The organism is Nocardiopsis tropica, from assembly GCF_042660575.1.
Taxonomy (GTDB): Bacteria; Actinomycetota; Actinomycetes; order Streptosporangiales; family Streptosporangiaceae; genus Nocardiopsis; species Nocardiopsis tropica.
In genome coordinates, this window is sequence record NZ_JBHSUF010000028.1 from 42665 (window position 1) to 55090 (window position 12426).

General features: G+C 71.1%; 15 protein-coding genes. 7 read left to right on the top strand and 8 right to left on the bottom strand.

Annotated features, from left to right (window positions below):
* The 5 genes from sufC to ACFQBR_RS31015 are packed head-to-tail and all read right to left on the bottom strand — an operon-like array spanning position 1 to position 4470.
* Complete coding sequence (gene sufC / locus ACFQBR_RS30995; protein WP_344183881.1) at positions 1 to 762, bottom strand: Fe-S cluster assembly ATPase SufC; 762 nt, start codon at positions 760 to 762, stop codon at positions 1 to 3.
* Between the two features lie 9 nt (positions 763 to 771).
* Positions 772 to 1107, bottom strand: coding sequence for a non-heme iron oxygenase ferredoxin subunit (locus ACFQBR_RS31000; protein ID WP_267949043.1), 336 nt, complete (start codon positions 1105 to 1107; stop codon positions 772 to 774).
* Entirely contained in the window at positions 1100 to 2260 is a 1161-nt protein-coding gene (gene sufD / locus ACFQBR_RS31005; protein ID WP_267949042.1) for a Fe-S cluster assembly protein SufD, read from the bottom strand. The genes ACFQBR_RS31000 and sufD overlap by 8 nt, the downstream gene beginning before the upstream one ends.
* Position 2261: 1 nt before the next feature.
* Entirely contained in the window at positions 2262 to 3674 is a 1413-nt protein-coding gene (sufB, locus tag ACFQBR_RS31010; protein WP_352985049.1) for a Fe-S cluster assembly protein SufB, read from the bottom strand.
* 19 nt (positions 3675 to 3693) lie between these two features.
* Positions 3694 to 4470: a helix-turn-helix transcriptional regulator gene (locus ACFQBR_RS31015; RefSeq protein ID WP_267949040.1), complete on the bottom strand. Its 777-nt coding sequence runs from the start codon at positions 4468 to 4470 to the stop codon at positions 3694 to 3696.
* 296 nt (positions 4471 to 4766) lie between these two features.
* Here ACFQBR_RS31015 and ACFQBR_RS31020 point away from each other — a divergent pair, with 296 nt between their 5' ends.
* The 3 genes from ACFQBR_RS31020 (at position 4767) to ACFQBR_RS31030 (ending at position 7414) form a co-directional block, all read left to right on the top strand.
* Positions 4767 to 5708 (top strand): ABC transporter ATP-binding protein, encoded by a 942-nt coding sequence (locus ACFQBR_RS31020; RefSeq protein ID WP_344182369.1) that lies wholly within the window; start codon positions 4767 to 4769, stop codon positions 5706 to 5708.
* Positions 5705 to 6550: an ABC transporter permease gene (locus ACFQBR_RS31025; RefSeq protein WP_267949038.1), complete on the top strand. Its 846-nt coding sequence runs from the start codon at positions 5705 to 5707 to the stop codon at positions 6548 to 6550. The genes ACFQBR_RS31020 and ACFQBR_RS31025 overlap by 4 nt, the downstream gene beginning before the upstream one ends.
* 66 nt (positions 6551 to 6616) lie before the next feature.
* Positions 6617 to 7414, top strand: a complete 798-nt coding sequence (locus ACFQBR_RS31030; RefSeq protein WP_344182367.1) for an inositol monophosphatase family protein — start codon at positions 6617 to 6619, stop codon at positions 7412 to 7414.
* 55 nt (positions 7415 to 7469) lie between these two features.
* On the opposite strand, the gene ACFQBR_RS31035 is transcribed toward ACFQBR_RS31030, so the two are convergent.
* Positions 7470 to 8159: an RICIN domain-containing protein gene (locus ACFQBR_RS31035; RefSeq protein WP_344182365.1), complete on the bottom strand. Its 690-nt coding sequence runs from the start codon at positions 8157 to 8159 to the stop codon at positions 7470 to 7472.
* 121 nt (positions 8160 to 8280) lie between these two features.
* Between ACFQBR_RS31035 and ACFQBR_RS31040 the strand changes: the two genes are divergently transcribed.
* The 4 genes from ACFQBR_RS31040 to ACFQBR_RS31055 all read left to right on the top strand — a co-directional run bounded on the left by ACFQBR_RS31040 (position 8281) and on the right by ACFQBR_RS31055 (position 11139).
* A complete protein-coding gene (locus tag ACFQBR_RS31040; RefSeq protein WP_344182363.1) occupies positions 8281 to 8718 on the top strand; it encodes a hypothetical protein in 438 nt (145 codons plus the stop codon).
* Between the two features lie 6 nt (positions 8719 to 8724).
* On the top strand, positions 8725 to 9669 hold the full coding sequence (locus ACFQBR_RS31045; RefSeq protein WP_344182361.1) for an EamA family transporter: 945 nt from the start codon (positions 8725 to 8727) through the stop codon (positions 9667 to 9669).
* A 248-nt stretch (positions 9670 to 9917) separates the two neighbouring features.
* On the top strand, positions 9918 to 10118 hold the full coding sequence (locus tag ACFQBR_RS31050) for a hypothetical protein (RefSeq protein ID WP_267949033.1): 201 nt from the start codon (positions 9918 to 9920) through the stop codon (positions 10116 to 10118).
* Between the two features lie 871 nt (positions 10119 to 10989).
* Entirely contained in the window at positions 10990 to 11139 is a 150-nt protein-coding gene (locus tag ACFQBR_RS31055) for a hypothetical protein (protein ID WP_344182359.1), read from the top strand.
* Positions 11140 to 11362: 223 nt separating this feature from the next.
* On the opposite strand, the gene ACFQBR_RS31060 is transcribed toward ACFQBR_RS31055, so the two are convergent.
* Positions 11363 to 11602 (bottom strand): hypothetical protein, encoded by a 240-nt coding sequence (locus ACFQBR_RS31060; protein WP_344182357.1) that lies wholly within the window; start codon positions 11600 to 11602, stop codon positions 11363 to 11365.
* A 15-nt stretch (positions 11603 to 11617) separates the two neighbouring features.
* A complete protein-coding gene (locus ACFQBR_RS31065; RefSeq protein WP_344182355.1) occupies positions 11618 to 12394 on the bottom strand; it encodes a peptidoglycan-binding domain-containing protein in 777 nt (258 codons plus the stop codon).
* Positions 12395 to 12426 lie beyond the last annotated feature (32 nt).

Genomic DNA, 12426 nt, shown 5'->3' on the forward strand with positions numbered 1-12426 from the left:
TTACGCGCCCACCTTCACGAAGCGCTCGTAGCCGTCGGCCTCCAGCACGTCGGCCAGCTCGGGCCCGCCGGACTCGGCGATGCGGCCCTGGGCGAAGACGTGGACGAAGTCCGGCTTCACGTAGTTGAGGATGCGGGTGTAGTGCGTGATGAGCATGACGCCCATCTCACCGTTGGCCTTGGCGCGGTTGACTCCCTCGGAGACGACCTTGAGCGCGTCGACGTCCAGGCCGGAGTCGGTCTCGTCCAGGATCGCGACCTTGGGCTTGAGCAGCTCCAGCTGGAGGATCTCGTGGCGCTTCTTCTCGCCGCCGGAGAAGCCCTCGTTGACGCCGCGGGCGGCGAAGGCCGAGTCGATGGACAGGTCCTTCATCGCGCCCTGGAGCTCCTTGGAGAACTGCCGGAGCTTGGGGGCCTCGCCGCGCACCGCCGTGACGGAGCTGCGCAGGAAGTTGGACATGGAGACGCCGGGCACCTCGACCGGGTACTGCATGGCCAGGAACACGCCGGCGCGGGCGCGCTCGTCCACGCTCATGTCGAGGATGTTCTCCCCGTCGATGAGCACCTCGCCCTCGGTGATCTCGTAGCGCGGGTGGCCGGCGATCGCGTAGGCCAGGGTGGACTTGCCGGATCCGTTGGGGCCCATGATGGCGTGGGTCTCACCGGAGTTGATGGTCAGGTCGACGCCCTTGAGGATCTCCTGCCTCTCGTTCTCACCGATGAGAACGTCGGCACGCAGACCGCGGATTTCGAACTTCGTCATGTCAAAGCCTCAGGAATTCTTCTCGTCCAACGACACGAGTACGTCGTCGCCGTCGATCTTCACGTCATAGGTGGAAACCGGCTGGGTCGCGGGCGGGTTGATCGGCGCCCCCGAACGCAGGTCGAAGCAGGAGCCGTGCAGCCAGCACTCGATGGTGCCGTCCTCGACCTCGCCCTCGGAGAGGCGGACCTCGGCGTGCGAGCACACGTCCCGCACGGCGAACACCTCACCCTCGGAGCGGACCAGCGCGATGGGTGTCTCGTCGTCGGTCTCGACGCCGAGGACCCCCTCCTCGGGGATCTCGGCGAGCTCGGCGACCTTCACCCAGCGAGTGCCCTCACTCATGCTCGGCCAGCTTGCGCTCGACCTTGTCCATGATCCCCTCGCGCAGCTCACCGACCGGGATGCGGTTGATCAGCTCGAGGAAGTAGCCGCGGATGACCAGGCGGCGGGCCTCGTCCTCCGGGATGCCCCGCGAGCGGAGGTAGAACAGGTGGATGTCGTCGAGGCGGCCGCTGGCGGCGGCGTGGCCGGCGCCCTCCACCTCGCCGGTGAAGATCTCCAGGTTGGGCACCGAGTCGACGCGGGTCTCGTCGGTGAGCTGGAGGTTGCGGTTGTGCTCGTACGAGTCGGTGCCGGTCGTGCCCTCGCCGATGATCACGTCACCGATCCACACGCCGTGCGCGCCCTTGCCGCTCAGCGCACCCTTGTACTCCACCCGGGACCGGGTGTTGGACATGTTGTGGTCGATGAGCGAGCGGTGCTCGTGGTGCTGGCCGTCGCCGGTGAAGTACAGGCCGTGGAGCTCGGCGTTGGCGCCGCGCCCCTTGTAGGCCACCTTCGGGGAGAGCCGGACCAGGTCGCCGCCGAGGGTGACCACGATCGACTTGAACGTGGCGTCCTTGGCGACCTGCGCGTTGTGCTGGGACACGTCGACGGCGTCGCGGTCCCAGTCCTGCACGCTGATCAGGGTCAGGCGCGCGCCCTCGGCGACGTGGATGTCCACGCTGCCCGCACGGATGCCCGTACCGGTCTGGTTGAGGACGACGATCGCCTCGGCCAGCGGTTCGACGTCGATGACGTACTGGTCGAAGCGGGTGCCGCCCTGGGCCTCCCGGTTGATGACGACCGGCTGCTCCAGGGCCTTGCCCTTGGCGACCGTGACGATCGTGGCCTCCTCGAAGGAGGTGTAGGCCTGGGCGATCACGCGGTCGGCCGGGAAGCCCGCGGTGCCGAGCCTGGCGTCGCCGCGGCCGACGGTCTCGACGGTGACGCCCTCGGGGGCGTCGATGTCGAGCTTGTCGGCGCCGCCGGCGACGGCGGTGCCGTCGTGCAGGCCCTTGAGGCGGCGGACGGGCGTGAAGCGCCACTCCTCCTCGCGGCCGTTGGGGACGGGGAAGTCGTTCACGTCGAACGACCCGTGGGTCGCCAACTTGGAGAACGGGATGTCCCCGAGGCCGTGGCTGTGGGCCTTGGGTTCGATGCTGGGGCCGGTCAACTTAACCAACCGCTCCTTCCATCTGAAGCTCGATCAGCCGGTTCAGTTCCAGCGCGTACTCCATGGGCAGCTCGCGCGCGATGGGCTCGACGAACCCGCGCACGATCATGGCCATGGCCTCGTCCTCGTTCATGCCCCGGCTCATCAGGTAGAAGAGCTGGTCCTCGCTGACCTTGGAGACGGTCGCCTCGTGCGCGAGCTCGGCGTCGTCCTCGCGCAGGTCGTTGTAGGGGTAGGTGTCCGAGCGGCTGACGGTGTCGATCAGCAGCGCGTCGCACTTGACCGAGGACTTCGCGTTGTGCGCGCCCTCCTGCACCTGCACCAGGCCCCGGTAGGAGGCGCGGCCCCCGCCGCGTGCCACCGACTTCGAGATGATGGTGGACGAGGTGTTGGGAGCGCAGTGCACCATCTTGGAACCGGTGTCCTGGTGCTGGCCCTCGCCCGCGAAGGCGATGGACAGGGTCTCGCCCTTGGCGTGCTCGCCCATGAGGTACACGGCCGGGTACTTCATGGTCACCTGGGAGCCGATGTTGCCGTCGATCCACTCCATGGTCGCGCCCTCTTCGGCGATGGCGCGCTTGGTGACCAGGTTGAAGACGTTGTTCGACCAGTTCTGGATGGTCGTGTACCGGCAGCGGGCGTTCTTCTTGACGATGATCTCGACGACCGCGGAGTGCAGCGAGTCCGACTTGTAGATCGGCGCGGTGCAGCCCTCGACGTAGTGGACGTAGGCGCCCTCGTCGACGATGATCAGCGTCCGCTCGAACTGGCCCATGTTCTCGGTGTTGATCCGGAAGTAGGCCTGCAGCGGGATCTCGACGTGCACGTTCTTGGGCACGTAGATGAACGACCCGCCGCTCCACACCGCGGTGTTGAGCGCGGCGAACTTGTTGTCGCCGGGCGGGATCACCGAGCCGAAGTACTCCTCGAAGATCTCCGGGTGCTCCTTGAGGGCGGTGTCGGTGTCGAGGAAGATGACACCCTGCTCCTCCAGGTCCTCGCGGATCTGGTGGTAGACGACCTCGGACTCGTACTGCGCGGCGACACCGGAGACCAGGCGCTGCTTCTCCGCCTCGGGGATGCCGAGCCGGTCGTAGGTGTTCTTGATGTCCTCGGGCAGTTCCTCCCAGGAGGTGGCCTGCTTCTCCGTGGACCGCACGAAGTACTTGATGTTGTCGAAGTCGATCTTGGACAGGTCCGCGCCCCAGTTGGGCATGGGCTTCTTGTCGAAGAGCTTGAGGGACTTGAGCCGGAGCTTGGTCATCCACTCCGACTCGTCCTTCTTCGAGGAGATGTCGCGGACGACCTCCTCGTTCAGGCCGCGGCGGGCGGTAGCCCCCGCCTTGTCGGAGTCGGACCAGCCGAACTCATAGTTTCCGATCCCTTCGAGCTCGGGATGCGCGATAGACGTCATGCGCGGACTCCTCCAGGACTCAGGTGTCCTTGTGGTGAACTGAGCCGCCCGCCCCCTGGCGGATGGCCTCTGACGCGGGGGTTTGGCTGTCCCCGCCCGCCACGTCGCCCCGAGGGGTGACGTGCGTGGTGCACACACCGTCGCCGTGGGCGATGGTGGCCAACCTGCGCACCGGGGTGCCCAGAAGTCGTGAGAAGGCCTCGACCTCGGCTTCGCAGAGCTGCGGGAACTCCGCGGCCACGTGGGCGACCGGACAGTGGTGTTGGCACAGCTGGTCACCGCCGCCGGGTGCGGGCGCCCGGCCCGCGGTGGCGGCGTAACCGTCGTTGGAGAGTGCCTCGGCCAGGAGCCGGACGCGCTGTTCCGGGGGGACAGCGTCCAGCAGGGGCCTGTAGCGCCTCTCCAGATCGGCGACCTGACTGCGGGCGAACTCGCCGACGGCCCCGTCCCCGGCGGTCTCCGCCAGGAAGCGGAGCGCGCTGGTGGCGAGGTCGTCGTAGGCGTGGACGAAGGCGTCCCGCCCGGCCTCGGTGATGGCGAAGACCTTGGCGGGCCTGCCCCTGCGGCGCTGTCCGCCGTGGGGCCGGGCGTCGCGGGCCTCGACCATGCCCTCACCGGTCAGGTTGTCGAGGTGGCGGCGGATCGCCGCCGGAGTGAGTCCGAGCCGCTCCCCCAGGGAGGATGCGGTGATCGGGCCCTTCTCCAGGATGAGCCGCGCGACGCGGGCGCGGGTGCCGGTCTCGGCCCCGCGGTCGGGTCCGGCCAGGGCACGGGGCACACTGGTCGCCTCGGGCACGGCGCTCCCCTCCCTCGTCGTACGCAGCTCGTGGTTTTGACAACATCAGTGTGGCCTAAATAAGTCCGTTGAGGCAAACGCCGCTCCATGCCCTTCATCACGAAGGTCAGGCTTGCCTAACAGCGGGTTCATGCGCCCGAAACCCGAGGTCGCCACCGCGCGAGGGGCCGGGACGGCCCGGATTGCCCGCATGTTGATACCGCACGACCAGGATGTGGACCTCCCGAGTTTTCGGCGGCTCCTCCCCGAGCGGGGCGGTGAAGGGCCCCGCCCGGCCGCACGTAAACTCAGGCCCCATGGACACAGCCGCGGTCGAGGTCGTCGACCTGGTCAAGCGCTACGGCGCCACCACCGCAGTCTCCGGCCTCACGTTCAGCGCGCGCCGGGGGGCGGTGACGGCCCTGCTCGGCCCCAACGGGGCGGGCAAGACGAGCACCATCGAGATCTGCGAGGGCTTCCGCCGCGCCGACGGCGGGCGGGTCCGGGTCCTGGGCCTGGACCCCGTGGCCGACGCCACCGCCCTCAAGCCCCGCGTCGGGGTGATGCCCCAGTCCGGCGGGGTCCCCACCGGCGCCCGCGCGGCGGAGTGGCTGAACCTGATGGCCTCCTTCCACGCCAGCCCGATCGCCCCCGCCGTCCTCATGGAGCGGCTGGGCCTGAACTCCGTGGCCGCCACCCCCTTCCGCCGCCTGTCCGGCGGCCAGCAGCAGCGCCTCTCCCTGGCCTGCGCCGTGGTCGGACGGCCCGAACTGGTGTTCCTGGACGAGCCGACGGCGGGCCTGGACCCGCAGGCGCGCATGGCCACCTGGGACCTGGTGTCGGCCCTGCGCGAGGCGGGCGTGGCGGTCATCCTGAGCACCCACCACATGGAGGAGGCCGAACGGCTGGCCGACCACGTGGTCATCATCGACCGCGGCGCCGTGGTCGCCGAGGGCGCGCCGGCCGCGCTCACCGAGGGGCGCCGCGAGGTGTGCTTCTCCAGCACGCCCGTGGACTCCTCCGCGCTCCTGGCCGCCCTGCCCGAGGGCAGCAGGGTCGCCGACGGCGCCACCGCGGACGGCCGCCACGAGTACGTGGTCACCACCGACGACGCCGCCGCGCTCGGTCCGGAGTTCCTGGCCACGGTCACCGCATGGTGCGCGTCGGCCGGCGTCCTCGCCGAGGACCTGCGCGTGCGACGGCGTACCCTCGAAGACGTCTTCCTCGAACTCACGGGCCGGGAACTGCGCGACCAATGACCGAGCACACCTCCAGCACCACCACGCGGGCCGCCGACGCCGCCCCGACCGCCCCCTCACAGGGCGGCGGCGCCTCGCTGTTCACCCCTGCGCCCGGGGCCGCGCCGATGTGGCGGATGGTCGCCTCGCAGGCCCGCATGGAACTGCGGGTGATGCTCCGCCACGGCGAGCAGTTCCTGCTGACCATGGTCATCCCCGTCCTCCTGCTGGTGGGCTTCAGCCTCACCTCGGTCCTGGACGTGGGCCCGGGCCCCCGCGTGGACGCCCTCACGCCGGGCGTCCTGGCGCTGGCGGTGATGTCGACGTCGTTCACCGGCCTGGCCATCGGCACCGGCTTCGAGCGGCGCTACGGGGTGCTGAAGCGCCTGGGGGCGACGCCGCTGTCCCGGTTCGGCCTCCTGGCCGCCAAGACGCTGGCCGTCCTGGGCGTGCAGGCCATCCAGATCGCGCTGCTGTGCACGGTGGCGCTGGCCCTGGGCTGGTCCCCCGACCCCGACCCGGCGGGCGTGCTGTCGGCGGTCGCCCTGGTGCTGCTGGCGACCGCCGCGTTCAGCTCGCTCGGCCTGCTCATGGCCGGCACCCTGCGGGCGGAGGCGACCCTGGCCGGGGCCAACCTGGTGTACGTGCTGATGCTCGGACTGGGCGGGGTGCTGTTCCCGACCAGCAGCTTCCCCGCGCCGCTGGAGCAGGCCGCCTCGCTCCTGCCGGTCACCGCCCTCAGCTCGGGCCTGCGGACCGTCCTCGCGGACGGGTCCCTGCCGGGCTGGGGCGCGTTCGCGGTCCTGGCCGTGTGGGCCCTCGTCTGCGGACTGCTCGCCAGCCGCCTCTTCCGCTGGGAGTGACGCCCGCGGGCCTCCCGGGAGGGGGCGGTCCCCGCGCCCGCGCCCGCCGCTCCTAGGATGGGGCGCATGCTCGACGTCGACGCGGTCACCGAGATCCTCCGCGAGGCGGCGGAGGCGGCAGTCCTCCCCCGCTTCCGGTCCCTGTCCGAGGGCGAGGTCACCGAGAAGGCCCCGGGCGAGCTCGTCACGGTCGCCGACCGCGAGGCCGAGGAGCTGATCGGCGCCCGCCTGCGCGACGTCGTCGCGGCGCCGGTCGTGGGCGAGGAGGCCGCCTCGGACGACCCCGGCCTGCTCCGCGCCCTGTACGGGGAGCCCGTGGCGTGGCTGGTCGACCCGGTCGACGGAACCCGCAACTTCGTCCGGGGCGACACGCGCTTCGCGGTGATGGCCGCCCTGGTGCGCCACGGCGAGACCGTCGCAGCGTGGATCCTGCGCCCCACCGAGGACCGGGTCTACGTCGCGGAGCGCGGGTCCGGCACCTGGCGCGACGGCGTGAGGGTGCGCCGGGAGCCCGCACCGGCCGATCCGGCCCGCCTGCACGGCTCGGCCGCGACGCGGTTCCTCGCCCCCGCCGCGAAGCGGCGCGTGGAGGAGGCCGCCACACGCTTCGCGTCCATGGGACCGGGCTCGCACTGCGTCGGCGTGGACTACCCGCTCCTGTTCGAGGGCGGGCAGGACTTCCTGCTGTTCCACAGGACCCTGCCCTGGGACCACGCCCCCGGCTCCCTGATGCTGACCGAGGCCGGAGGCGTGTGCCTGCGCCCGGACGGCGGCGAGTACCGTCCGGGCGACGACGCCGTGGGCCTGCTCTGCGCCTCCGACGACGAGTGCTGGAAGACCGCCCGGTCGCTCCTCGTCGGCTGACACCGGACCGGGGCGTCGCCGCGGGGCCGTCCGGGCCTCGGGGGCCCGTCGCGGATCAGCCCATGGGGAGCAGGCGCCACTGCTGGTGGGCGTGGGAGCCGTCGGGCGCCTGGACGATCGCCGTGCCGTTGTCGGGCGCGCCGCCCTGCCCTTCGAGGGCGCGGCCCGTGGCCCGGTTGACCAGCCGGACGACGCCGCTGCCGACCTCGACCACCGACCAGTGCTGGTTGGGCGCCCCGGTCCGGGTGAGCAGCGTGGCGGCGGGCTGCGCGGGGTCGGCCGCGACCTCCAGGACCTTGCCGCTGCCGACGCCCTCGATCTCGTAGAAGCCCTGTTCGTCGAGCGGGACGAACCTCCACTGCTGGTTCTCCGCGTCGTGGCGGTCCCACAGGTGGACGGGGGCGCCGTTGTCGGTGGAGGCGCCCGCGACGTCGGCGACGCGGTCGCCGTGCACGTTCTGGAGGACGTAGGAGAGCGCGGGGTCCATCCCGGCGGGGTGGACGTACTCCTCTTCCTCCTCGGGCTCCCCGGTCTCCTCCGGCGCGCCGGAGGGCTCGACGAGGATGCCGGAGACCACGTCCATCGCCGGTTCCTCCGGTTCTCCGGAGCCGGCGGCGAGGAGGCCGCCCGTGTAGCCGCCGATGACGGCGACGAGGACGAGCGCCAGCGCTCCGGCGAAGACCGGCCAGGTCGGCACGTGCCGTTCCTGGACACGGGGGGCGCTGCGGGCTCGGCGTCGGGACATGTGAGGACACTCCAGCGGGCGACGGGTGAGGGCCGTGTCGGCCACGACCCCGCACTATTTGACACCACTTGACGTACTTCGCGCACGTTCGCCCCCGGGCGGGCCTCGATAGGGTCCCGCCATGGAAGCCATCGGAGTCCCCTGGTTCATCGTGGTCCGGTACCTCGGACCGCCGCTCATGCTGCTCGTGGCGGGCGGCGCACTGCTGGTGTGGCGCCCGCCCGCCCGCCGGGGGCTGGTGTGGGCCGCCCTGGTGACGAACCTCGTGGCGGCGGCGCTGCCGTTCCTGTGGATCGGGTTGCAGATCCTCACCGACCAGGCGGAGAGGACGGTGTTCGGCCTGGTCATGACCCTGCTCCAGCCCCTGGTCGTGGTGGTGGCCTGGCTGCTGGTCCTGACCGCCGTGATCCACCGCCCGCCCGCCGTCCCGCCCGTGGTCCCGGCCGCCGGGGCGCATGCGGAACCCCGGAGGTCGCGCGCGCGTGCGGGGAACGCGGGACCGGAGGGCCGCCGGGACGAGGGCGGGGAGGCCGAGCGGAGAACCGAAAACGTAGGATGAATACCCATGAGCACCCCGGCCACCCCCAAGGAACCCTTCTCCCTGCGGACCGCGGCGGAGGCGATACCGCCGGTCTGGCTGGTGATGGTCAGCATCGTCTCCGTGCAAACCGGCGCGGGCGTGGCCAAGAACCTGTTCGAGGAGCTTCCCCCGGCCGCCGTCGTGTGGCTGCGGCTGCTCACCTCGGCGGTGCTCCTGGTCCTGCTGGTCCGTCCCGCGCTCCGGGCCCGAAGCCGGACCGACTGGCTGGTGGTGGTCGGCTACGGCGTCGCGTTGGCGATGATGAACTTCCTCATCTACCAGGCGTTCGCGCGCATCCCGCTGGGGATCGCGGTGACGATCGAGTACCTCGGACCGCTGGCCATCGCGATTCTGGGCTCACGGCGCAGGATCGACCTCCTGTGGGCCGGGCTGGCCGGGCTGGGCGTGGTGGCGCTTGGCCTGGAGTCGGGCTCCATGGACCCGCTGGGCATCCTGTTCGCGGTGCTCGCGGCGGTGGCGTGGGCGGGGTACATCCTGCTCAGCGCGGCGACGGGACAGCGTTTCAGCGGCGCCTCCGGCCTGGCGTTCGCCAGCGTGGTCGGCGTGGTGATCATGGCCCCGGCCGGGATCGCGGAGGGGGGCGCCGCCCTGCTGGACTGGCGGCTGCTGCTGTTCGGCCTGGTGGTGGGCGTGCTCTCCTCGATCGTCCCCTACACCCTGGAACTGAACGCGCTGCGCCGGATGCCGCCCCGGGTGTTCGGCGTACTGATGAGCCTGCAGCCCGCCGCGGCCGCGGTGGTGGGGCTCGTCCTGCTGGGCGAACTGCTCTCGCCCTGGCAGTGGTTCGCGGTGGGGTGCGTGATCGTCGCCAGCGCCGGCTCCACCCGCACCTCCGCCCGCGAGCGCGGCGGACGGACGCGCGACGGCTCGCCCGCCCCGTCCCCGCCGGAGGACCACCGGAGGGGTTGAGATTCGCACGGCGGTTCGACCCGGTTCTCCTGTCAAGATTTTCAGTTACCTGACACCTCTCGTAATCACTTACGAAAAAGGTGCCTTGATCTGCCATGACACTGACAAGATCGCGACCGCGGAGACCCCCCGCGACCCCACCTCGGAGAACCTGGTTGACTACTCTGCGTTTCCGAACGTGATCAAACGGTTATCAGTCCTGGTGGGTCGGCCGACCTCTTCGAATATTCGCTCTCGAAAGGGAAGCAATGCGCACCGCTGCCAAGATCACCATGACCGCTCTGTTCGCCGCCGGACTCCTCGGCATGGGCACCGGGGCCGCCCTGGCGGGCGAGAAGGGCTCGGACATCGAGGCGTACGAGGCCTGCACCAGCCAGCAGAGCTTCCTCGGTCTGATCAACCTGGACCTGAACCTGCTCAACCAGTGCATCGCGAACTACAACCGCTAATGCCTGTTTCCTGAACCGGGTCCCGGTTCGGGAGAGCGGTTCGTGCGCCCGGGGGCACGCCCCCGGGCGCACGGCCGCGGGCACGGTTCCGGGCAGCGCCCCCGGCCGGCTCCCGGGCGGAGCGCGAGGACTGCCTCTTCCCACCACGCCGTGTCGAGCGGGAGCGTCCCGGCGACACGGTGGCCGAAGAGGGCACTACGCTCTGTCGTCGGGCCGAAAACCGTCGTACGACGAGCATGTGCCGAGGTCAGAGGGATGCCACCACGACCGTCGTGCAACAGGTAGTGCTTTCTCGGATTGCAGGTAGTGCTTTCTCGGATCGGCTGCACCACCTGGGTGCGGGAACGGCCGAACCCTCACGAGCCCCACCGGCCACCGGCTACGCTCCCCCCGGCCGCGCATCCCCGCCTCCCACCCGGCAGTCCCCCGTGGCCCCCAGCTCCGACCCTCCCCGCACACGAGGCCGGAGCAACCCGCACACAGGCCCGTCCCCAGACTCCGCCGCCCTCACGGCCCGCATCGGCGACGGCTTCACGTCCACGGCGATGGGCGGCCGAAACGCCACAGCGGAGCACGGGTGCGCGATGCCGGAGGACGGGACCCGCCTCCAGGTCGAGGTCGCGGTCCATGACGGGACCGATGAGCACCGGGACCATCGAACCAGAGACCCGGCGACCCCGCACAGACCCCGTTCCAGGCGTCGAGGGCACCAGGTTCGGCACCCGACCCGGAAAACCGGACAAAGGACACCAGATCACAGTAGATTGCCTGCTTTCGCCATATATGTCACTACCCACCGATACCGTGACCCTACGGGGGGATATCTATGCAGGAGACGACGCACGAGTACCGGTTCTGGGTACGGATTCGCATGACCGACACAGAGCGCGCCGCCTACCGAGCCGAGCACGCCCTGGCCGACGGCGAGTCGACCCGCGACCGGCTCGCCGCCGGTGTCCAGGTCGAGCTCGACGGACTCGGCGCCGGGGCCGGGTGGTGGCACGACGCCCACGTGAACTGACCGGAGAGCGTCCCGCCCCTCCTGCTCGGAGGGGTGGGACGCCGACCGCTCCCTCCTTCTCGCCGCGGCCCCTGACGGCGGCCGGGTGGTGACGAGCGCGCGCTCGCCGCCGAACTCGGACTCAGCCCCGCCCGGATCGACCAGATATCCAAGGGCAAGCGGACATGACGAAACCCCCGCCCCTCCCGTGTGGGAGGAGCGGGGGCGTTCGCGGGGGCGGGGCCTACTGGCCGAGACCCTCAAGGCGCCGCTGGACGTAGGCGGCGAGCGCCATGCCCGCGCCGGTCCCGGCCGCGGTGACGACCGTGGCCAGGGACAGGACGCTGCCGTCGGTGGCGAGTTGGGCGACGGCGGTCGCCGCGCCCACGAGCACGGTGACGGCCACGCCCTGGAGGAGTGTGCGCAGCGCCCGCGTGCGGGCGTCGCGCACGGGTGTGGGCGAGGGGGCGGGTGCTTCGTGCATGGGTCTCTCCCCGGATCAGGTGATGGGCGCGGTCCACAGGACCGGCCAGGTCGCGGAGCCGACGAGGCCGTCGGCGGCCAGGCCCTTCTCCGCCTGGAAGGCGCGGACGACCCCGGCGAGCTCGGTGTCGTAGCGGTCCCCGGTGGCGACGGACCAGCCGCGCTCGCGGAGGCGGTCCCGAATCCTGCGGATGTGGGGACGGTCGGCCGACCAGTACCCGGAGTGGTTGCGGGCGTCCGCGCTCTCCGGGCCGAACCAGTGGCCGGCCTTGAGCGGGTACCTCGGCGCGGAGGTCCCGGGCTTCGGCGGCTCGTGCGCGCCGTTTCCGGCGACGTCGCGGAAGTTGCTGGACTTCCACCAGGAGTAGTTGCCGGAGCCGGGGCAGCTCGTCGAGTTGATGTCGCGGTGGCCGCGCCGCGCCAGGGCGCGCCCGGCCCGCTCGCACGCCTCGTCGTACAGGGCGATCACGGTGCGCTTGGCCGCGTCGGTCATACCGTCGCGGCCGATGTAGCAGACGCCGATCCCCTGGGTGTTGCGCGGCGCGGCGTGGGCTCCCACGACGGTCCAGCCGCGCCCCTCGTAGGCGACCCCCTCGGAGTCGACGAGGAAGTTGTAGCCCACGTCCGACCACCCGTTGCCGTCCATGTGGTGTGCCTGAATCTGGCGCGGGGTCTGCGACTCGGGACCGTAGGAGTAGTGCAGCGTCACCTCCCTCCTCGACGACCAGCTCGTGGTCGAGCGGGACCGGGGGGAACGCGCGCCCCATGAGGAGCGCGAACGGATCGAGACCAAGAGACCCTCCTTGCATGACGAAGCCCCGCCAC

What these genes read in the sequence shown, in the direction of transcription:
- ACFQBR_RS31025 (WP_267949038.1), top strand. Translation starts at nt 5,705, where the DNA reads ATGACCGAGCACACCTCCAGCACCACCACGCGGGCCGCCGACGCCGCC.
- ACFQBR_RS31035 (WP_344182365.1), bottom strand. Translation starts at nt 8,159, where the DNA reads ATGTCCCGACGCCGAGCCCGCAGCGCCCCCCGTGTCCAGGAACGGCAC.
- ACFQBR_RS31060 (WP_344182357.1), bottom strand. Translation starts at nt 11,602, where the DNA reads ATGCACGAAGCACCCGCCCCCTCGCCCACACCCGTGCGCGACGCCCGC.
- ACFQBR_RS31045 (WP_344182361.1), top strand. Translation starts at nt 8,725, where the DNA reads ATGAGCACCCCGGCCACCCCCAAGGAACCCTTCTCCCTGCGGACCGCG.
- ACFQBR_RS31020 (WP_344182369.1), top strand. Translation starts at nt 4,767, where the DNA reads ATGGACACAGCCGCGGTCGAGGTCGTCGACCTGGTCAAGCGCTACGGC.
- sufB (WP_352985049.1), bottom strand. Translation starts at nt 3,674, where the DNA reads ATGACGTCTATCGCGCATCCCGAGCTCGAAGGGATCGGAAACTATGAG.
- ACFQBR_RS31040 (WP_344182363.1), top strand. Translation starts at nt 8,281, where the DNA reads ATGGAAGCCATCGGAGTCCCCTGGTTCATCGTGGTCCGGTACCTCGGA.
- ACFQBR_RS31055 (WP_344182359.1), top strand. Translation starts at nt 10,990, where the DNA reads ATGACCGACACAGAGCGCGCCGCCTACCGAGCCGAGCACGCCCTGGCC.
- sufC (WP_344183881.1), bottom strand. Translation starts at nt 762, where the DNA reads ATGACGAAGTTCGAAATCCGCGGTCTGCGTGCCGACGTTCTCATCGGT.
- ACFQBR_RS31030 (WP_344182367.1), top strand. Translation starts at nt 6,617, where the DNA reads ATGCTCGACGTCGACGCGGTCACCGAGATCCTCCGCGAGGCGGCGGAG.
- ACFQBR_RS31050 (WP_267949033.1), top strand. Translation starts at nt 9,918, where the DNA reads ATGCGCACCGCTGCCAAGATCACCATGACCGCTCTGTTCGCCGCCGGA.
- ACFQBR_RS31000 (WP_267949043.1), bottom strand. Translation starts at nt 1,107, where the DNA reads ATGAGTGAGGGCACTCGCTGGGTGAAGGTCGCCGAGCTCGCCGAGATC.